The organism is Gilliamella sp. LMG 34362 (genome assembly GCF_984569125.1).
This window is the reverse complement of the sequence record NZ_OZ474902.1, coordinates 2,227,300-2,247,902: the sequence shown is the minus strand read 5'-3', so window position 1 is coordinate 2,247,902 and position 20,603 is coordinate 2,227,300. Positions and strand designations below refer to the sequence as shown.

Genomic DNA, 20,603 nt, shown 5'->3' with positions numbered 1-20,603 from the left:
AAATTCTTTTTTATAAGCTTCGCTCAAATAATTCAATAATAGTTTGATACAGTTTCTTAACCGAACAATCTTTAGTTGGAGTGCTAAAAATCGTATCATCACCTGCAATTGAGCCTAAGATCCCTTCTGATTTACCAATTGAATCTAAAAGTCTAGCAATTAGTTGAGCTGCGCCAGGACTGGTACGGATAACGACCATTGAACTATTGTAATCAATATCCAATACTAAATTCTTCAGTGGACTACTAGTGGTTGGTACGCTCATTTCGGCTGGTAAGCAGTAGACCATTTCAGATTTTGCATTGCGAGTTCTTACTGCGCCAAATTTGGTTAACATTCTGGATACTTTGGACTGATTTATATTATCAAACCCTTGTTCCTGTAAGGCCTGTACGATACCTATCTGAGAACTAAACTTTTCTTGTAATAACATTTCTTTAAAAGTTTTAGTGAGATCATTTTGTTTCATACTGTTCCTTTAAATTAAATTTATGACCTATTACGCCAGTAGTGTTTATTAATCATATTAACTCGTTATCTAAAATTACCTAATTATCATCTTAAATAACGTCATTATTGGCCATTAAGGTAATGTTGCTATTATCAATCTTACCAGCGCTGTTAAAAGATTAATTTACATAATTATGCATGATATTTGCATAAAATTAAAGATTAGATTTGCTAGCATTTTTAGGTCGAAAAGCTTGAACAACATGATTATGAGTTTCGATATAAGGGCCATCTAATAAATCAATACAATATGGAACACTTGCAAAAATACCTTTAACAATAGTATTTCCTTGTTCATCTTTCACGCCTTCAAGGGTTTCTTTAATTGATTTAGGCCTGCCTGGTAAGTTTAAAATTAAACATTGCTTTCTAATGACACCCACTTGTCTGGATAAAATTGCCGTCGGAACAAAATGCAAACTAATTTGCCGCATTTGTTCGCCAAAACCTGGCATTAATCGGTCAGCAATTGCTAAGGTTGCATCTGGAGTAACATCTCTAATTGCTGGCCCAGTACCGCCAGTAGTTAATATTAGATGGCATTGCAACTTATCTACCAATTCGCATAAAGTTTCTTCAATGATTAGTTGTTCATCAGGAATAATACGTTGTTCGGTAATAAATGGTGTTTTTAAGGCTGTTTGTAACCATGATAACAGCGCTGGAATACCTTCATCTTGATAAACGCCTTGTGATGCTCTATCCGATACTGAAACCAAACCAATTTTGATCATAACCTGTAATCCTTAATCTTATATTCATCTAATCATTATATTGTTAGCATTAAAAATTGAATTAATCTTAAAATCATAACAATATTGTCGATCGGTCAAACATGATATCATATTATATAAATAACAAATTATAGAATTAGGATTCATTTTATGTCATCAACGCCCGCACTAGAGCTCATAGCGCTCAAGAAAAAATATAAAAATGGTGTAGAAGCATTAAAAGGAATTAATTTAACCGTGCAAGCAGGGGATTTTTACGCTTTGCTCGGTCCTAATGGTGCAGGTAAATCAACCACCATTGGTATAATTAGTTCTTTAGTTACCAAAACCTCTGGGCAGGTTAAAATCTTTGGATATGATTTAGACAGCGATGTTGTTAATGCAAAAAGGCAATTAGGTCTGGTGCCGCAGGAGTTCAATTTTAACCAATTTGAAGAAGTCTTACAAATTGTTACTAATCAAGGTGGTTACTATGGCTTGCCACGCAAATTAGCTTTGCAACGAGCAGAAAAATATCTACGTATTTTGGATTTGTGGGATAAACGTCATAGTCGAGCCTGTATGTTATCTGGCGGAATGAAAAGACGGCTGATGATAGCTAGAGCACTTATCCATGAACCAAAATTACTCATTCTTGATGAACCAACCGCAGGGGTTGATATTGAAGTACGCCGTTCTATGTGGGATTTTCTACGAGAAATTAATCGTCAAGGTATTACCATTATATTAACGACTCACTATTTGGAAGAAGCTGAAATGCTATGTCGCCATATAGGTATTATTCAGCGTGGTGAATTAGTTGCTAATTCATCAATGCGTGATCTGCTAGCAAAAAGTCAGTCTGAAACCATTATTATTGATTATGTTCCGACCGCTACACCTATTGCGCTAAATGGTTATACTTTTACGGATGTTGAGTCAGGTATGTTAGAGGTTAAAGTAGATAAACAACATGGATTAAATCAACTATTTGAACAACTCAATCAACAAAATATTAAAGTGATTAGTGTTCGCAATAAAGCCAATCGACTAGAAGAATTATTTGTAGATTTATTACATAACGATACAAAAGCTAAAGGAGCTATTGATGAATAATTTATATTGGATTGCCTTAAAAAGTATTTGGCGTAAAGAAGTTACCCGATTTTTAAGGATTTGGATCCAAACATTAATTCCTCCAGTTATTACTATGTCACTTTATTTTGTTATTTTTGGTAATTTGATTGGTTCTCGAGTTGGAGACATGGGGGGGTTTAGCTATATGGCATTTATTGTCCCTGGTCTAATTATGATGTCGGTAATTACAAACTCTTATACTAACGTTTGTTCTTCATTTTTTAGTGCTAAATTTCAACGAAATATTGAGGAGCTATTAGTTGCACCAGTACCTACTCATATTATTATTTTGGGATATGTCGGTGGTGGCGTCATGCGTGGCTTATTAACAGGCGTTTTAGTTACTATTGTGTCGCTATTGTTTGTAAGATACCAAGTTTATTCATGGCCTTTTGTCATTTTCACCTTATTACTAACCTCAATTTTGTTTTCATTAGCAGGGTTATTAAATGCAGTATTTGCCAAGACATTTGATGATATTAGCATTATTCCGACCTTTGTATTGACTCCGTTAACTTATTTGGGGGGCGTTTTTTATTCAATCACCATGTTACCCACTTTTTGGCAATGGGTTTCTAAACTTAATCCAATTGTTTATATGATTAATGGTTTTCGTTATGGCTTTTTAGGTGTTAGTGATGTGTCATTGATAATTACTTTTTCAATGTTATTACTGTTTGTCAGTATATTATATCTGTTAGCGTGGAAGTTTATTGAAAGTGGCAGAGGGCTTAGAAGTTAATTAAATCAGAATAGCGAATCAAAATAAACCGCCGACCAATGTCGGCGGAAAAGTATTATTTAGCACCGGCAACCGCTTCTTTAGCCATTTCAGTGATTTTAGCAAAATCACCTTTAGCTATTGCATCGGTAGGGATAAACCAAGTTCCACCAACACATAGTACATTATCAAGAGCTAGATAATCGCGATAGTTTTTCGGATTTACACCGCCAGTTGGGCAAAACTTCATATAACCACAAGGACCAGCAAAAGCTTTTAACGCCGCAACACCGCCATTGATTTCTGCTGGGAAGAATTTTAATGCAGTCAAACCATATTCTTGAGCGGTTAATAATTCTGAAATTGTTGCTATTCCTGGAATAACAGGAACTGTCCCTTCAACTGCTGCTTTTAAAATTGAATCTGTAATCCCTGGTGTAATAATAAATTCAACACCAGCTTCAGTTACTTGTTTAAGTTGTTCAACAGTGGTTACTGTTCCTGCACCAACTACAGCTTCAGGCACTTCCTTGATGATTTTTTTAATGGCATCAAGTGCACATTCAGTTCTTAATGTAACCTCTAGAACTTTAACTCCTCCAGCAATTAATGCTTTTGCTAATGGAACAGCATCTTCTAAACGTTCAATAACAATAACCGGTACAACAGGGCCTAATGTTAAGATTTCCTCAGCGGTTTTTTTCCAACTCTTCATATGTGTTACCTATACTTTATTTACTTCTATACAGCAATAAGCCCTCAACGTAGTGAGGGCTTATTTTTACTCATAAATACCTAATTTCTTTTCTAAATAATGAATGTTTGTGCCACCTTTCATGAAGCCTTCATCATTCATAATTTCTATATGAAGTTCGATATTGGTTTTTATTCCATCGATAACCAGTTCTGCTAATGCATTTTTCATGCGGGCAATAGCAACTTCTCGAGTCTCTCCATAAGCGATTAACTTACCAATCATTGAATCATAATAAGGTGGTACCGCATAACCAGCATAAATATGAGATTCCCAACGAATACCAAACCCACCTGGTGCATGGAAGCGAGTGATTTTACCTGGAGATGGCATAAACGTTTTTGGATCTTCAGCATTTATTCGACATTCAATGGCATGACCTTTAATTTCAATATCGCTTTGCTTGATAGATAAAGGTTGCCCAGCAGCAATAAGAATCTGCTCACGAATTAGATCAACGCCTGTCACCATTTCAGTAACTGGATGTTCTACTTGAATACGGGTATTCATTTCAATGAAATAGAATTCACCGTTTTCAAATAAAAATTCAAAAGTACCTGCACCACGATAACCAATTTCAATACATGCATTTACACAACGTTCGCCGATAAATTTACGCATTTCTGGTGTGATGCCAACAGCCGGTGCTTCTTCAACGACTTTTTGATGGCGTCGTTGCATTGAACAGTCACGTTCGCCTAAGTAAACGGCATGACCTTGGCCATCAGATAGCACTTGAATTTCAATATGACGTGGATTTTCAAGGAATTTTTCCATATAAACCATGTCATTATTAAACGCTGTTTTTGCTTCAAGTTTAGTCATTTTGATTGATTGTTCGAGGTCTTTTTCTTCTCGAACAATACGCATTCCGCGGCCACCGCCACCGCCAGATGCTTTAATAATCACTGGATAACCAATTTTTTTCGCAATCTGTTTATTGGTGTCCATATTGTTACCAAGTGGACCATCAGAACCAGGAACACAAGGTACACCAGCTTTTTTCATTGCTTCAATTGCAGATACTTTATCGCCCATTAAGCGGATAGTATCTGGTTTTGGACCAATAAATATAAAGCCAGAACGTTCGACTTGTTCAGCAAAGTCTGCATTTTCAGATAAAAAACCATATCCTGGATGAATAGCTGCTGCGCCTGTTACTTCGGCGGCAGAAATTAAGGCTGGGATATTAAGATAACTTTTGGCAGAAGCTGCTGGACCAATGCAAACCGTTTCGTCTGCAAGTAAAACATGTTTTAAATCTTTATCTGCCGAAGAGTGAACAGCGACAGTTTTAATTCCAAGTTCTTTACATGCTCGTAAGATGCGAAGAGCAATTTCTCCGCGGTTAGCAATAAGAATTTTATCAAGCATATTCAATCTCTTAATCGTCTAAGTTAATTAATAATTTCAGATTATTCAATAATGAATAGCGGTTGATCGAATTCAACTGGTTGACCATTTTCAACTAAAATAGCTTTAATAGTCCCTGCTTTTTCTGATTCAATTTGGTTCATCATTTTCATCGCTTCAACAATGCAAAGCACATCACCAACATTTACTGATTGGCCGACTTCAACAAATGCTTTCGATTCCGGACTAGGGGTACGATAAAATGTACCAACCATTGGTGATTTTATTGTTGTACCATTAATTGTATTGGTATCTGCGATGACTTCTGCTTCAACCGTTGGGGCAACCACAACTGGAGTTGGTTGAGGAATTTGAATATTTTGCACTGGCGCAGAATAGTTTGCGGCAGGCATAGCTCGACTAATCCGAACTGATTCTTCACCTTCAGAAATTTCAAGTTCAGAAATACCTGACTCTTCTACTAATTCAATTAACTTTTTAATTTTGCGTATATCCATGAATTACACCGTGTTTATTTGAAATAAATAAAAATTATTTTAATGTATACTTAATACTTTAAAAGTTACCTTTTAATACGATACTAAGTTTGTAACTCAACATTAACGCGGAAGGATACACTGTAAATCGTAATTTGTCATTATATATCTCCTTTACAAACACTTGTTATACTATTTTCTAGGTATTATTTTAGAATTGCGATACAATAGTAACCCTTAATTATAATTGAGGCTGGCTGTGGTTTTTATCTGCTAAATAATCTCTTATTTATCGGATAAAATTTAGAAATATATATTCTGTAGATGCCTTAGTTTGCTTCTAAATACTCAAATATATACAAACAAGATTAATTCTAGGAAGAGTTTTTATTATGTTCAAAAAAGTTCGCGGCTTGTTTTCAAATGATTTATCGATTGATTTAGGTACAGCCAATACGCTTATTTATGTTAAAGGGCAAGGCATTGTACTTAACGAACCTTCAGTTGTTGCCATTCGTCAAGATCGCTCTGGAACACCTAAAAGTGTTGCTGCAGTTGGCCATGCTGCGAAACAGATGCTAGGACGAACACCTGGTAATATTGCAGCGATTAGACCAATGAAAGATGGTGTAATTGCAGACTTTTCCGTAACTGAGAAAATGTTACAGTACTTTATCCGACAAGTTCATAGTCATAGTTTTTTAAGACCAAGTCCGCGTGTACTAGTTTGCGTACCTGTAGGTGCTACTCAAGTTGAACGCAGGGCTATTCGTGAATCAGCTTTAGGTGCTGGCGCACGTGAAGTTTATTTAATTGAAGAACCAATGGCTGCGGCTATTGGCGCTGATTTACCTGTTTCAGCACCGACTGGTTCAATGGTGGTTGATATCGGTGGTGGTACAACTGAAGTCGCCGTTATTTCGTTAAATGGTGTGGTTTATTCCGCGTCGGCACGTATTGGTGGTGACCGCTTTGATGAAGCAATTATCAATTATGTTCGTCGTAATTATGGTGCATTAATTGGTGAGGCAACCGCTGAGAAAATTAAGCACTTTATTGGTAGCGCTTATCCAGGTGATGAAGTGCTTGAAATTGAAGTGCGTGGCCGTAATTTAGCTGAAGGTGTACCACGTAGCTTTACCTTAAATTCAAATGAAATATTAGAAGCATTGCAAGAGCCATTAAGTGGCATTGTTAGCGCGGTTAAAGTAGCGCTTGAACAATGTCCACCAGAACTTGCTTCAGATATTTCTGAACATGGTATGGTATTAACTGGTGGCGGTGCATTATTACGTAATATTGATAAATTGTTATCCGCTGAAACTGGTATCCATGTTGTTGTCGCTGAAGATCCACTAACTTGTGTAGCGCGTGGTGGTGGTAAAGCACTTGATATGGTTGATATGCATGGTGGTGATCTCTTTAGTGAAGAATAACATTAAATAATTACTAATAAGTAACCAACTATTTCATTTTATCCGCCGACATTGTCGGCGGAGTCATATATTAGAATAGTTAACTACTAAGTATATAACAGGTAAATACTGAACAATGAAATTACTTTTTTCTAAGCGTTCGCCTCTGAGTGTACAATTATTTATTGCACTAACACTCGCTCTGGTGCTAATCGTATTAGATATTAATTATCGTCCTTTTAAAGAGGTTCGTTATTATTTAGATACCCTAATTTCACCATTTTATAATGTTTCAAATGCGCCAAAATCATCATTTGACTCCCTTTATGAAATGTCAAAAACACAAGAAGCATTAATTAATGAAAATACCAAATTGCAAGAAACGTTAATGCAACAGAAAAGTGATCTACTATTACTTGAACATTTAAAACATGAAAACGATCGCCTTAGAGGATTATTAGGCTCACCGTTAAGGCATGATGAACATAAAATGGCTGCTCAAGTTTTACTGGCTGATACTGATCCTTATATTTATCAAGTTGTGATCAATAAGGGGAAAAATAATGGTGTTTATGTTGGCCAACCAGTTGTAGATGAGAAAGGAATTGTTGGACAAATTTATCAAACAGCCCAATCAACCAGCCGTGCGATATTAGTCTGTGATTATCAACATGCAATCCCTGTACAAGTACTAAGAAACGATATTTCTATGGTGGCAGTTGGTAATGGATGTAGTAATGATTTAACCCTTGATTTTTTACCTAACAATGTTGATATCAAAGTTGGTGATGTTTTAGTTACTTCGGGACTTGATGGTCGCTTCCCTGAAGGCTATCCAGTGGCTGTGGTAAGCTCAGTGAAACTTGATATTAGTGATTCAACTCCAATTATTTCTGCTACACCTACTGCGGATTTAAAACGTTTACGCTATTTATTATTACTATGGGGCGAGCAAGGAGTAAAACATGAGGGGGAATAATCGATTTAGTATTTTGATTATCTGGTTAACACTGTTGATTGGTTTATGTGTGCAGATTATTCCATGGTCAGCTGATTATAATATGCTTAAACCGCATTTATTAATGTTAATTATGGCTTATTGGTTAATAGCACTTCCTCATCGCATTGGAATGGGCATGGCTTTTATACTAGGCATAGTCTTGGATTTATTTTCCGGATCTATTCTCGGTATTCATGCGTTTATTTTTTCCTGTATGGCTTACTTGCTACTATTTAAATTTCAATTAATTCGTAATTTAGCGCTCTGGCAGCAAGCAATTGTCATCTTTGCTGTATCACTTTGTTACAATTTTTTAGTATTTATGTTTCAGGTTACTATTTATCACACCATAACGATTTCGCCTTTAATTTTAGTATCTAGTTGTGTTGATGGGCTACTATGGATAGTGATTTATCTATTCTTACGAATAATAAGACGGAACTTTGCTATCAATTAAAAAGGAATCATTATGTCTGTTGAATTATTAATGAATGTGACACCTTCAGAGACTCGTGTTGCTTATATTGAAGACGGTATTTTACAAGAGATCCATGTTGATCGTGAATCGCGCCGCGGAATTGTTGGCAATATTTATAAAGGAAAAGTGATTCGTATCTTACCTGGTATGCAGGCCGCTTTTGTGGATATTGGGCTTGAAAAAGCTGCTTTTTTGCATGCTTCAGATATTATGCCACATACTGAATGTGTCTCCGATAGCGATCAAGAGCAATTTCAAGTTAAAGATATTTCTGAACTGGTTCGCCAAGGTCAAGATCTAATGGTGCAAGTGGTTAAAGATCCTTTAGGAACTAAAGGTGCAAGGTTGACTACTGACATAACTTTACCTTCACGGTATTTAGTTTTAATGCCAGGACCAAATTCGACTCATGTTGCTACATCGCAACGAATAGAATCTGAAGAAGAGCGAGAACGGCTGAAAAAAATCGTTGAACAGTATGTCTCTGATGAAGGCGGTTTTATTGTTAGAACAGCGGCAGAAGGGGCAAACGCCCATGAGCTTGAACAAGATGCTAATTTTTTAAAACGGCTATGGACAAAAATTCAAGAAAGAATGGCTCGTCCGGTTAGTAAAAATTTAGTATATGGAGAGCTAGCTTTATCGCAACGAGTATTACGAGATTTCGTTGGTGATCCAATCGAACGTATATTAGTTGACTCGAAATTAACTTATGACTTGTTACTTGAATTTACTCAGGAATTTATGCCTGAAGTAACTAGTAAACTAACCCATTATCGTGGCAATATTCCAATTTTCGATCTGTATGATATTGAAAATGAAATTCAACGAGCACTAGATAGAAAAGTTAAATTAAAATCTGGTGGTTATTTGATTATCGACCAAACCGAAGCCATGACTACCATTGATATCAATACCGGTGCATTTGTCGGTCATCGTAATTTAGAAGAAACCATTTTCAATACCAATATCGAAGCAACGATTGCAATTGCTCGCCAATTAAGATTACGTAATTTAGGTGGCATTATTATTATCGATTTTATCGATATGCAAGAAGATATTCACCGTGAGCGGGTATTACAATCATTACAAGATTTTTTAGCTAAAGATCGAGCACGAACATCCGTTAATACTTTCTCTGGTTTAGGGTTAGTTGAAATGACACGTAAGCGTACGCGTGAAAGTATTGGCCATATTCTTTGTGAAGAATGTCCCTCTTGTAAAGGTCGTGGTATTGTTAAATCTGTCGAGACAGTATGTAATGAAATATTGCGTGAGATTGTCCGTGTTTATAAAGCTCATCGCTCGGAGTACTTCTTAGTTTATGCATCAGCCGCAGTAGCTAATGCATTAACCAATGATGAGTCTCATGCTTTAGCCGAAGTTGAAGTCTTTGTGGGTAAACGAGTTGAAGTAAAAGTTGAACCACTTTATATACAAGAACAGTATGATGTTGTACTTATGTAATTAGTTTAATTGTATTAACCATAAAACTAAGTAAAATCTATTGATAAGTGATAGTCAGAAACAAATTTTTTTATTTTTATAATCAGTAAATTAAGGAATTTATGAAAGTAACTCAAGTGAGTGAAAGGTTACTCCACCCAAATAACTTAAATCAACAAAATATAGCGAATTTACTTGATATGTTAAGTTCAAGAAAAATTGATTTTGGTGATTTATATTTTCTATCCGGTTATTATGAAAGTTGGTCACTTGAAGATAGTATAATCAAAAATGCTTCTTTCCATCGTGATCAAGGTGTAGGTGTGAGAGCAATTATTGGTGAAAAAACAGGTTTTGCTTATACCGATCAATTATCATTAGCTCGCTTAGAACAAAGTGTATTGGCTGCTAATTCAATTACTAAACAGCAAACGCCTATAGCAGTTACACCATTTAAAACTGCGGAAAATATTACGCTCTATCCTTCGATAAATCCAATAAACAGTTTTGCTCAAGAACAAAAGATTGCCATATTACAGCAAGTGGATAAATTAGCTCGATCGCTCGATTCAAGAGTAATCGAAGTATCGGCAAGCTTAATTGGTAGTTATGAAGATATCTTAATTGCGGCTACTGATGGTACTTTATGTGCGGATGTTCGTCCATTAGTTCGCTTATCGGTATCAGTTCTTGTAGAACAAGATGGTAAACGTGAACGAGGTAGCAGTGGTGGCGGTGGCAGATTTGGTTATGACTATTTTTTAACGACTAACGTTAAAACAGGTGAAAGCCATATTGATAGTTATACTCGCGAAGCGGTGCGCCAAGCTTTAGTATTGCTTTCAGCTAAGCCTGCACCGGCAGGCACTATGCCAGTGGTGTTAGGCGCAGGTTGGCCCGGCGTATTACTACATGAGGCAGTAGGTCATGGATTAGAAGGTGACTTTAATCGTAAAAATAGTTCGGTATTTTCCGGTAAAATTGGTCAACAAGTTACCTCAGAACTTTGTACGATAGTTGATGATGGTACCATCGCTAATCGTCGAGGTTCGCTTTCTATTGATGATGAAGGTACACCTAGCCAAAAAACGGTATTAATTGAAAATGGCATTTTAAAAGGTTATATGTTTGATAAGCTTAATGCAAAATTAATGAATTGTCTTTCGACTGGTAATGGTCGTCGTGAAGGTTACGCATACTTACCAATGCCTAGAATGACAAATACCTATATGCTTGCAGGGACATCGAGCTTTGATGATATTATTCAAAGTGTTGATTATGGTTTATATGCCCCTAACTTTGCTGGTGGGCAAGTTGATATAACTTCGGGTAAATTTGTTTTTTCAACTTCAGAAGCTTATTTAATTGAAAAAGGTAAAATTACTACGCCGGTTAAAGGTGCAACACTCATTGGATCTGGTATTGAAACTATGCAACAGATTTCAATGGTAGGGAATGATTTAGAATTAGATTCAGGTGTTGGCGTTTGTGGTAAAGCAGGGCAAAGTGTACCGGTTGGTGTTGGACAACCGACTTTAAAAGTGAATAATTTAACAGTAGGTGGTACTATTAACCACTAACAATAATACATTAATGAGAAATTAAGCTAAATGGATACAATCATTACACTCTATCAAGCATTTGTTCATATGGATCTTGCAACACTCTCAAATCCAGATGTGTTATGGATATTATATGGCATGCTTTTTGTTATCATTTTATTAGAAAATGGTGTATTACCGGCAGCCTTTTTACCGGGAGACAGTTTACTGTTTCTAACCGGTGTATTGATTAGTCTTGATGTTTTTCATTTTGGTCTAATAAACTTAATTCTAATTGCGGGCGCCGCATTTGGTACATGGCTTGGTTATGCGCAGGGGCGCTGGCTTGGCAATACTAAAATTGTGCAAAATTGGATGGCACATTTGCCCGAAAAATATCATCGTAAATCAGAAGTTTTATTTCATAAATACGGATTACAAGCCTTATTTATCGGACGATTTATTGCATTTGTGCGTACTTTATTACCGATGATGGCGGGATTATCGGGTTTACATAGTCGCAAGTTTCATATCTATAACTGGATTAGTGCGACATTATGGATTTTCTTAATTGTTACATTAGGGTATCTATTCGGCTTATCGCCGGTTTTCAAAACCTATGAAAAGCAAATCATGTCGTTGCTTATGTTAATTCCGGTAATTTTATTGCTATTGGGTTTGCTTTTTACAATTTGGCTAGCATTTAAACGTTGGTTGAATAATAAAAAGCAAGTGAAACAAGATACAACAGAAAAGTAAAAGAGCGAAATTAACCGATAAGCCGGGTTCTGTCGTGGACAATCATTCCTCTAGGCTAATACTCACGCATTAGCTCAAGCAGTCTACCCGGATTCAACGCGGGCCGCGCCAATGAATCCCTATTTGACCTTGCTCCGAGTGGAGTTTACCGTGCCACAACTGTTACCAGTTGCGCGGTGCGCTCTTACCGCACCCTTTCACCCTTACCTGATCTTATTACTAAGCCATCGGCGGTATACTCTCTGTTGCACTAGTCGTGAATTTTAGCTCTCGCCAAAACCCCCCAGGCGTTACCTGGCACTCTGCCCTATGGAGCCCGGACTTTCCTCCCCTCTGTTTGTCTCCCTTTTGCAAAGGACTACAACAAAGCAGCGATTGTCTGGTTAATTTCGGCAAAGAGTATAACCTAATCGTTATTTTTGTCCAGAACAGAATAAGTATTATGGCTGCAATCTGTGCAAAAGTATTAATTTAAGCATAATTAAATTAGTGTTTGCTGAATAAGCCGTGTAGTCAGAGAAAATAAAGCAAAAAGCACATCAATGTGATGTGCCTTACTTAATACGTAATGAGAATTACCATTTTTTCTGTTTATTATTTTGATCATAGTTAAACCAAGTCACCACACCTTGGTTAACAATAACTTCTAATGTACCTTCAAGAATATTGTAATTGGTTTCACCTAATAAAACGTGACTAGTTGAACTTTTTTTCAGATATTTATAAGTCCATTTAGTTTCATTACTATTGATAACTGTTTTAGCTGTTGGTTCACCAAATATATGTAAAAGCTGTGCTTCAGTAGTTGATCCTTCCACTATTTTATTCACCTTTTCGTGATTAAGAGGAGTACCTTGTTCATAATAATTTTTTTGTGAACATGCTGCTAATGCCAATATTGAAAAAAGAACGATCAAGATTTTACTAAGGTTTTTCATGGGTTATTGCCTATTAATTATGATTTTTAACAAAAGATAGCTAATCATAACATAGCTTTACAGTTGTAGAAAATGAAGAAATCAAAGATTTCAACAATAGCAATTAACAGCAATTATTAACATAAAAAGATAAAATGAATATATGGAAACATATAATGTTTCTTGATGTTTCCAATTATTTTTTAAATGGATAAGATATTTATATCTATTTATTGTTTTATGCGGTATCGTCTCGTTTTTTTCTTAATACTCGTTTAATTGGTTGTTTTGTCATGGAATTAATATAACGACTAGGCCAAATTTGCGAAGGTTTCAAATTAAGTGCTTTGGCTATAATCGTTTCTCCTTTGGTCCATGGTCTCACCAATGCATTGCTTAATGTTGATGAACTTAAACCTGATTTGCGAGATAGTTCTGCTAGAGTTGTGCCTTTCTTTTTTAATGCTGCAATTATATCTGCTTTGTGCCAGTCGTTAGATTTTATTTCCATTTTTTCTTCCTTCTTAGTTTATAACATTAAATATCTATGTTATGCTTTCATGTTATCAAAACCAGTAAGTTTATAATTTAACTTTTAACATCATTAATAAGTTGTTTCTTATTATTGTAACAAAGTTTCTTTAATTTCTATAACTTTTTTCTTGTTTCTTAAAAGTAGGGTAATTAAAATGAAAGAATGGTTTTCTCCCAAAGAATTGTTAAGCATTGCTGGAATGCCTTCAACAACACAAGGGATTAACCGTAAAGCAAGAGCTGAAAAGTGGACTTCTCGAAAACGATCTGGTGTTCGTGGTAAAGCACTTGAATATCATATAAGTAGTTTATCGATAGATGTGAAAAAAGCTTTATGTCTTGAAGAAGAAAGTGCGACTTATGTGGTTTCGCCGATTGATCCACTACAACTTTGGATAACTGCATTTGAGCAGTTATCTACTGAAGAACGAACAATTGTCAGTTCATGGCTAATGCGTAATGGTATTAAAGATTTCATTACCTTTATTAATAAACATAAAAAAGATAATTAGTGTTATTGTATAAGCTGATATATACTTTAACGTCAGAAAATTTTAGTTGCTACTATGGAATAACCAATGGAAAATCAGTTTCAATTAACGAATAGTAAAGAGATTATTATTTATTTAGCTCAACAGTTTCCGAATTGTTTTACAATTGAAGGGGAAGCCAAACCTTTAAAAATTGGCATCTTTCAAGATATTCTTTCTCGTCTTGAAAATAGTGAAGTACTAAGTAAAACGAAACTCCGTGTTGCATTAAGAGGTTACACAATGGGGTGGCGTTATCTATATAGTATAAAAGAAGGCACACATCGAGTTGATTTAGATGGTAACCCAACTGAAGTTATCACCAAAGAACAAGAGGAACATGCTCAACAGCAATTAAAAGAAAGCAAAGAACAAGCTAAAGAACGAGCAAAACAAAAACGTAAAGCGGCCCCAAAACCGGCTAGAAAGCCACGAGCTTTGAAATTAGGTGATTTTGTCAAAGTTAATGTTGGTAATAAACCAATAAAAGGACAAATCATCACAATTGAAAAGGAACATATCAAAGTTAAAGTAGGCGCTGGAATGGAATTAATGGTCAAACCTGAGCATATTATTAACAGATAGAGAATTTATATGAATAAGCTACTGAAAAGTTTTTTTAAATTCGGTCTCATTTTATGCATAATTAGTACTGCCGCTCAGGCTAAAACGTCGGCAACAGAACAAATTCCTGTTTTAAAGCAAGACGAAGTACATCAAGTGGTTGCCAAACGCGTGACCAATTTTTTTACGCAATCACATTACCGTGACTTTTCGTTAGATGGTGCTTTTTCTGCTAAAATTTTCGATCGTTATTTCAAATTGTTAGATGGTAATAAGACCATCTTTCTTCAAGATGATGTAAATAAATTTCGTAATCGTCAAGAACAATTGGGGCAAGAACTCATGGATGGCGATTTAAAAACTGCATACGATATTTACAATCTTTTCTTGCAAAAACGTTATAATCGTTACCAATATGCGCTTGAGGTTTTACAGCGTCCGATGGACTTTAATACTAAAGACCAAATAAATTTCAAACGTGAAGATATGGCGTGGCCAACTTCTGAAAAAGAGCTTGATGAATATTGGGATAAACGGGTTAAATATGATGAGTTAAATTTATCTTTAACTGGTAAAAATGAAGGCCAAATTCGTGAAGTTCTAACCAAACGTTATCAACGAGTATTAAAAACCATTGTCCAATCCAATAATGAAGATTGTTTCCAAGTATTTATGAATGCCTTTGCGCGAGAAATTGATCCTCATACCAGTTATTTAGCGCCACGTAAAAAACGCGATTTTGATTCAGAAATGAGTCTTTCCTTTGAAGGTATTGGGGCAACGCTTAGCCAACAAGATGATTATACTGTTATTATGTCTTTTGTGACTGGTGGTCCAGCCGAGAAAAGTAAATTATTATCAGTCGGTGACAGAATTATTGGGGTAGGACAAAGTAATTCTGCAATTGAAGATGTCATCGGTTGGCGTTTAGACGATATTGTTGACAAAATACGTGGACCTAAGAATACCGTAGTTAAATTAGAAATTTTACCCGTTGGTAATAACAGTAAACCGAAAGTGATTGAAATCACTCGTGATAAAATTCATTTTGAAGACCGTGAAGCTAAATTAAAAACTATCGATAATAGACGTGGAAAAATCGGTGTGATTGAAATACCGAGTTTTTATATTGGTTTAACCAAAAAAGTTGAATCTTTAATTATAGAAGCCAATAGCGCAAAATTACAAGGTTTGGTTATCGATTTACGTGATAACGGCGGTGGTTCATTAGCTGAAGTAATTGAATTAACAGGATTATTTATCGATAGTGGTCCAGTTGTACAAGTACGTGATAATTTACAGAAGATCACCACTTACAATGACAAAAATAAAGGAATTGAATATGCTGGCCCAATTGTTGTCATGATTAATCGTTATAGTGCATCAGCATCAGAAATTTTTTCAGCAGCGATGCAAGATTATGGTCGAGCTATTATTGTTGGTGAAACTACCTATGGTAAAGGTACAGTACAAACTTCTCGTAATATTTCATACCCAGTAGATGCCAGATTGCATCCTAAATGGCCAGAACTTGGTGGTGCGCAATACACGGTACAAAAATTTTACCGTATTAATGGTGGAAGTACTCAATTAAAAGGTGTCGTACCTGATATCGAGATGACGAAAAGTCAGTATGTTGATGAAACTGGAGAACGCTTCTTAGATAATGCTATGCCGTGGGATAAAATTCCATCCGCTGATTATCTTACTGTTGCTAATATTAAACCATTGCTAGCTAACTTAAAATCACAGCATCAAGCTCGTATAGCTAATAATCCTGAATTTAATTATATTGAAGAGGATATTAAGCGATTTAATGATAAAAAAGATAATGAATATTTGGTTTCTTTGAATAAAAATGAACGAGAAACAGAACAAAAGGCTAACGATGATCGTGATTTAAAAAGAATGAATGAACGTTTAAATCGTGCTGGGTTAGCACAAATTACCAAATTAAAAGATTTGCCTAAAGATTATAAACAACCAGATGCATTTTTAGATGAGGCGGTCGAAATCCTACTTGATTTAATACCAAATTATCCTAGCATTGAAGCTAGTAAAATTAGAGGTGGATTTCTTTCTTTAGATAAACCAATTGAATAGTTATAAACAAAAAGTAAGGAATAAGTATTATGAGTATCAATTTAAAATATGCTTTAATCGCAACGGTTCTTGTTTTAGCTGTTTTTGCTGTATTTGGAACCATCGTTTGCATGAATTAACACTTGATTAATTGTTTGCAGATAATTATAGTATGCACCCTGCTTTCAAAAAGCAGGGCTAAATTAAGGTGAGGTGTCCGAGTGGTTGAAGGAGCACGCCTGGAAAGTGTGTATACGGCAACGTATCAAGGGTTCGAATCCCTTCCTCACCGCCATAAATATTTATTTAGTCATCGAAGGAAAGAGCCATTAGGTTCTTTAGCATTGCCAATAAAATCTATTAATATGGTCTTGGCATTTACCTCAGCTTTAATGACCTGACGTGACGATTAATCTCTTCCTCTCCACGATCTTTCGGAGTTACTATGGAAAACTTACGCACTGTTCAGGATTATATACGCTGGACCACTTCGCAACTTAGTCAATCGGATATCTTTTTAGGCCATGGCACCGATAACCCTATCGATGAAGCTAAACAACTTATCTTAGCTACGCTAGGCTTATCACTATTTATTCCTCCAGAATTTTATGCTGCAAATCTGACTAATGATGAAAAACAACAACTAAATGAGATCATCAACAAACGTATTAATGATCGCTTACCAACACCTTACCTAACTAATCAAGCGTGGTTCTGTGGTCATAGTTTTTACGTTGATGAACGGGTCTTAATTCCACGTTCTCCTATTGGTGAACTGATTAATAATCAGTTTAAAGATATAATCAGTAGTGAACCCAAAAATATTTTAGATCTCTGTACTGGTAGTGGGTGTATTGGTATTGCTTGTGCTTATGCATTTCCTGATGCTCAAGTAGATATTACCGATATTTCATTAGAAGCATTAGATGTCGCTCAAACTAATATTGAATTGCATGATATGCAATATCAAGTTACACCAATTTTATCCGATCTATTTAATCAATTAGATAATAAAAAATATGACCTAATTGTGACTAATCCTCCTTACGTTGATGATGAAGATATGAGTGATCTTCCTGACGAGTTTTTATATGAACCAAAATTAGCACTCGAAGCAGGATTTGATGGATTAGACTTAGCAAAAAGAATTTTACACGATGCTTGTGACTATCTAACACCTAATGGTGTATTAGTCTGTGAAGTTGGTAATAGTTGGGTATCTTTACAAGAACAATATCCAGATGTACCCTTTAACTGGATCAGTTTTGAGCATGGTGGGTTTGGCGTATTTGCAATCACGCAGGCTGACTTGAAGACTTATCAGCACTATTTTAAATAAATTAACTATAAAATAAAAAATTGGAATAAGAACTATGGCTGGAAATTCAATTGGTAAATTATTTAAAGTCACTACCTTTGGTGAATCACATGGTACTGCATTAGGTTGTATTGTTGATGGCGTACCACCCGGAATGAATTTAAGCGAATCCGATATGCAACACGATCTTGATCGCCGCCGTCCTGGTTCATCTCGTTACACTACGCAACGTCGAGAAGCTGATCAAGTAAAAATCCTATCCGGGGTATTTGAAGGTGTGACTACAGGTACAAGTATTGGATTATTAATTGAAAACACCGATCAACGTTCACAAGATTACAGCAAAATAAAAGATATTTTTAGACCGAGCCATGCCGATTATACCTACCAAAAAAAATATGGTATTCGGGATTACCGTGGTGGGGGTCGGTCATCGGCACGTGAAACTGCCATGCGTGTTGCGGCAGGTGCTATTGCCAAAAAATATTTACATGAAAAGTTAGGTATTACCATTCGTGGTTATTTAGCACAAATGGGTGATATCCAGTGTCAATTAAATGATTGGCAACAGGTCGATCAAAATCCTTTTTTCTGCCCAGATGAAAGTAAACTAGAAGCACTTGATCAACTATTAAGGCAGCTTAAAAAAGATGGCGATTCAGTTGGCGCTAAAGTCTGCATTGTGGCAGAAAATGTTCCGGTAGGTTTAGGAGAGCCCGTCTTTGATAAATTAGATGCTGATCTTGCCCATGCATTAATGAGCATTAATGCAGTAAAAGGGGTTGAAATTGGTGATGGTTTTGCTGCGGTTAATAAACGTGGTAGTGAAAATCGTGACGAAATAACCCCGCAAGGATTTTTATCAAATCATGCTGGTGGTATTTTGGGGGGAATTAGCTCGGGACAAACTATCATTAGCAGCATAGCATTAAAACCAACTCCAAGTATTGAGATTGCTGGACAATCAATTAATATTAATGGAGAAAGTGTTGAAGTTTCAACCCATGGTAGACATGATCCTTGTGTCGGTATTCGAGCAGTGCCTATTGCTGAAGCAATGGTCGCTATCGTATTAATGGATCATTATCTTCGCTATCGGGCTCAATGTAGTGATGTAAAATAATCATGAGTTACGAATTACTGGTTTTACTTTTTTTAATTGCGACGTTAGCAGGCTTTATTGATTCAATTGCTGGTGGCGGTGGACTATTAACGGTACCGGCACTACTTGCTGTAGGATTACCACCAGCTAGTGCATTAGCCACTAATAAATTACAAAGTTGTGGCGGTTCGTTTTCTGCTAGTTTCTATTTTATTCGTCAGCGTATGGTTGATTTAAAACAGCAAAAATGGGCGATTGCTTGTGCATTCATTGGTTCCGCTCTTGGCACATTATCAGTCATGCATATACAAGCGGATTTCTTAAAATTATTGTTACCAATATTAACCATTAGTGTAGGACTTTATTTTCTACTATCACCAACAATCGGAGATAGTGATCGTAATAGTCGGCTTTCGGTTTTACAGTTTGCTTTGATTCCTGCGTTGATTATTGGCTTTTATGATGGTTTTTTTGGGCCCGGTGCAGGATCATTCTATGCACTCGCATATATTACTCTGGCTGGATTCAATTTAACTAAAGCAACCGCTCATACCAAAGTACTCAATTTTACCTCTAATTTAGCAGGATTAATCTTCTTTATTGCTGGCGGTGAAGTGGTATGGTCAATTGGTTTAGTTATGTTAGTTGGCCAATTTATCGGCGCAAGATTAGGTGCAAAAATGGTTATTGCTAAAGGACGAAAATTAATAAGACCAATGTTAATTACCGTTTCTACCATTATGAGTGTCAAATTAATCTATGAAAACTTCTTTTAATCATTGCTAATAAAATTTAGAACCAGTTTTAGTACAATCAATAAGCTAACAACCAAGAATACATTAGCCAATTAAAAACCCCGTTCCTCAAAATTTTGAGGAACGGGGTTTTTGCATTTCCCAAAGTCTATATTTTAAATCAATAATAAACCCTTTTTTTTACATCAAAATTAATCTGATAAAAATCAGATAGTTGAAATTAACCGCAAAAAAAGGGTTTTTAATATCAAAATTGTCATTTACCTTTATTTGAACAATGATTATATTATATTGGTTTCTAGTTCAACGCCGTATAGGTGGTTTAGAAAATGTCTTACGAGAAACAGGGATAGGTGTTGGTGTTCAACGCCGTATAGGTGGTTTAGAAAGTTGTACTGGTAATCGAAGCGCCAAGATTTTGGTTCAACGCCGTATAGGTGGTTTAGAAAAACACAGATTGCATTAAAAGAAAAAGTG

At 35.8% G+C, this 20,603-nt stretch carries 22 protein-coding genes, 1 tRNA gene and 1 other RNA gene; 16 read left to right on the top strand and 8 right to left on the bottom strand.

Features of this window, described 5'->3' with window-relative positions:
- Positions 1-10 precede the first annotated feature (10 nt).
- The gene (gene argR / locus AC5LWZ_RS10275) at positions 11-469 is read right to left on the bottom strand and encodes a transcriptional regulator ArgR (protein WP_034905059.1); all 459 of its coding nucleotides are present in this window, start codon (positions 467-469) and stop codon (positions 11-13) included.
- A 196-nt stretch (positions 470-665) separates the two neighbouring features.
- Positions 666-1,244 carry a molybdopterin adenylyltransferase gene (mog, locus tag AC5LWZ_RS10270; protein WP_493463643.1) on the bottom strand — a complete coding sequence of 193 codons (579 nt, stop codon included), beginning with the start codon at positions 1,242-1,244 and terminating at the stop codon, positions 666-668.
- 150 nt (positions 1,245-1,394) lie between these two features.
- On the opposite strand from mog, the gene AC5LWZ_RS10265 reads away from it, so the two are divergent.
- Together AC5LWZ_RS10265 and AC5LWZ_RS10260 are read left to right on the top strand one after the other, a co-directional pair.
- Positions 1,395-2,339 (top strand): ABC transporter ATP-binding protein, encoded by a 945-nt coding sequence (locus AC5LWZ_RS10265; RefSeq protein WP_294892626.1) that lies wholly within the window; start codon positions 1,395-1,397, stop codon positions 2,337-2,339.
- On the top strand, positions 2,332-3,102 hold the full coding sequence (locus AC5LWZ_RS10260) for an ABC transporter permease (protein ID WP_086363041.1): 771 nt from the start codon (positions 2,332-2,334) through the stop codon (positions 3,100-3,102). The genes AC5LWZ_RS10265 and AC5LWZ_RS10260 overlap by 8 nt, the downstream gene beginning before the upstream one ends.
- A 55-nt stretch (positions 3,103-3,157) precedes the next feature.
- Here AC5LWZ_RS10260 and AC5LWZ_RS10255 read toward each other — a convergent pair whose 3' ends face one another.
- From AC5LWZ_RS10255 to accB, 3 genes are all read right to left on the bottom strand, one after another.
- A complete protein-coding gene (locus tag AC5LWZ_RS10255) occupies positions 3,158-3,796 on the bottom strand; it encodes a bifunctional 4-hydroxy-2-oxoglutarate aldolase/2-dehydro-3-deoxy-phosphogluconate aldolase (protein ID WP_110447283.1) in 639 nt (212 codons plus the stop codon).
- Between the two features lie 66 nt (positions 3,797-3,862).
- Positions 3,863-5,209: an acetyl-CoA carboxylase biotin carboxylase subunit gene (accC, locus tag AC5LWZ_RS10250; RefSeq protein WP_493463642.1), complete on the bottom strand. Its 1,347-nt coding sequence runs from the start codon at positions 5,207-5,209 to the stop codon at positions 3,863-3,865.
- A 41-nt stretch (positions 5,210-5,250) separates the two neighbouring features.
- Positions 5,251-5,706 carry an acetyl-CoA carboxylase biotin carboxyl carrier protein gene (accB, locus tag AC5LWZ_RS10245; protein WP_110447285.1) on the bottom strand — a complete coding sequence of 152 codons (456 nt, stop codon included), beginning with the start codon at positions 5,704-5,706 and terminating at the stop codon, positions 5,251-5,253.
- Positions 5,707-6,077: 371 nt separating this feature from the next.
- Here accB and AC5LWZ_RS10240 point away from each other — a divergent pair, with 371 nt between their 5' ends.
- The 6 genes from AC5LWZ_RS10240 to AC5LWZ_RS10215 all read left to right on the top strand — a co-directional run bounded on the left by AC5LWZ_RS10240 (position 6,078) and on the right by AC5LWZ_RS10215 (position 12,324).
- A complete protein-coding gene (locus AC5LWZ_RS10240; protein WP_065562215.1) occupies positions 6,078-7,121 on the top strand; it encodes a rod shape-determining protein in 1,044 nt (347 codons plus the stop codon).
- 115 nt (positions 7,122-7,236) lie between these two features.
- Positions 7,237-8,079, top strand: coding sequence for a rod shape-determining protein MreC (mreC, locus tag AC5LWZ_RS10235; protein WP_198220813.1), 843 nt, complete (start codon positions 7,237-7,239; stop codon positions 8,077-8,079).
- A complete protein-coding gene (mreD, locus tag AC5LWZ_RS10230; RefSeq protein WP_198220811.1) occupies positions 8,066-8,557 on the top strand; it encodes a rod shape-determining protein MreD in 492 nt (163 codons plus the stop codon). Before mreC ends, mreD begins: the two co-directional genes overlap by 14 nt.
- Positions 8,558-8,569: 12 nt before the next feature.
- Positions 8,570-10,045, top strand: a complete 1,476-nt coding sequence (gene rng / locus AC5LWZ_RS10225; RefSeq protein ID WP_110447288.1) for a ribonuclease G — start codon at positions 8,570-8,572, stop codon at positions 10,043-10,045.
- A 101-nt stretch (positions 10,046-10,146) separates the two neighbouring features.
- Positions 10,147-11,604, top strand: a complete 1,458-nt coding sequence (gene tldD, locus AC5LWZ_RS10220) for a metalloprotease TldD (RefSeq protein WP_493463641.1) — start codon at positions 10,147-10,149, stop codon at positions 11,602-11,604.
- 30 nt (positions 11,605-11,634) lie between these two features.
- Complete coding sequence (locus AC5LWZ_RS10215; protein WP_110447290.1) at positions 11,635-12,324, top strand: DedA family protein; 690 nt, start codon at positions 11,635-11,637, stop codon at positions 12,322-12,324.
- A 2-nt stretch (positions 12,325-12,326) separates the two neighbouring features.
- Here AC5LWZ_RS10215 and rnpB read toward each other — a convergent pair.
- From rnpB to AC5LWZ_RS10200, 3 genes are all read right to left on the bottom strand, one after another.
- Positions 12,327-12,715, bottom strand: an RNA gene (gene rnpB, locus AC5LWZ_RS10210) — RNase P RNA component class A.
- A gap of 184 nt (positions 12,716-12,899) precedes the next feature.
- Positions 12,900-13,262: an outer membrane protein assembly factor BamE domain-containing protein gene (locus AC5LWZ_RS10205; RefSeq protein WP_110447291.1), complete on the bottom strand. Its 363-nt coding sequence runs from the start codon at positions 13,260-13,262 to the stop codon at positions 12,900-12,902.
- Positions 13,263-13,479: 217 nt separating this feature from the next.
- Positions 13,480-13,752, bottom strand: coding sequence for a helix-turn-helix domain-containing protein (locus tag AC5LWZ_RS10200; RefSeq protein ID WP_110447292.1), 273 nt, complete (start codon positions 13,750-13,752; stop codon positions 13,480-13,482).
- 178 nt (positions 13,753-13,930) lie between these two features.
- Here AC5LWZ_RS10200 and AC5LWZ_RS10195 point away from each other — a divergent pair, with 178 nt between their 5' ends.
- From AC5LWZ_RS10195 to AC5LWZ_RS10160, 8 genes are all read left to right on the top strand, one after another.
- Positions 13,931-14,287 carry a DNA-binding protein gene (locus AC5LWZ_RS10195; protein ID WP_110447293.1) on the top strand — a complete coding sequence of 119 codons (357 nt, stop codon included), beginning with the start codon at positions 13,931-13,933 and terminating at the stop codon, positions 14,285-14,287.
- 66 nt (positions 14,288-14,353) lie between these two features.
- Positions 14,354-14,890 carry an RNA chaperone ProQ gene (gene proQ, locus AC5LWZ_RS10190; RefSeq protein ID WP_110447294.1) on the top strand — a complete coding sequence of 179 codons (537 nt, stop codon included), beginning with the start codon at positions 14,354-14,356 and terminating at the stop codon, positions 14,888-14,890.
- Between the two features lie 9 nt (positions 14,891-14,899).
- Positions 14,900-16,972, top strand: a complete 2,073-nt coding sequence (gene prc / locus AC5LWZ_RS10185; protein WP_493463640.1) for a carboxy terminal-processing peptidase — start codon at positions 14,900-14,902, stop codon at positions 16,970-16,972.
- A gap of 29 nt (positions 16,973-17,001) precedes the next feature.
- Entirely contained in the window at positions 17,002-17,091 is a 90-nt protein-coding gene (gene cydH, locus AC5LWZ_RS10180; RefSeq protein WP_110447296.1) for a cytochrome bd-I oxidase subunit CydH, read from the top strand.
- Positions 17,092-17,158: 67 nt separating this feature from the next.
- Positions 17,159-17,246, top strand: a tRNA-Ser gene (locus AC5LWZ_RS10175).
- Positions 17,247-17,396: 150 nt separating this feature from the next.
- The gene (gene prmB / locus AC5LWZ_RS10170; protein WP_493463639.1) at positions 17,397-18,290 is read left to right on the top strand and encodes a 50S ribosomal protein L3 N(5)-glutamine methyltransferase; all 894 of its coding nucleotides are present in this window, start codon (positions 17,397-17,399) and stop codon (positions 18,288-18,290) included.
- A gap of 34 nt (positions 18,291-18,324) precedes the next feature.
- On the top strand, positions 18,325-19,392 hold the full coding sequence (aroC, locus tag AC5LWZ_RS10165; protein ID WP_198247438.1) for a chorismate synthase: 1,068 nt from the start codon (positions 18,325-18,327) through the stop codon (positions 19,390-19,392).
- A gap of 2 nt (positions 19,393-19,394) precedes the next feature.
- Positions 19,395-20,147, top strand: coding sequence for a TSUP family transporter (locus tag AC5LWZ_RS10160; RefSeq protein ID WP_110447299.1), 753 nt, complete (start codon positions 19,395-19,397; stop codon positions 20,145-20,147).
- The last annotated feature ends 456 nt before the right edge of the window (positions 20,148-20,603 follow it).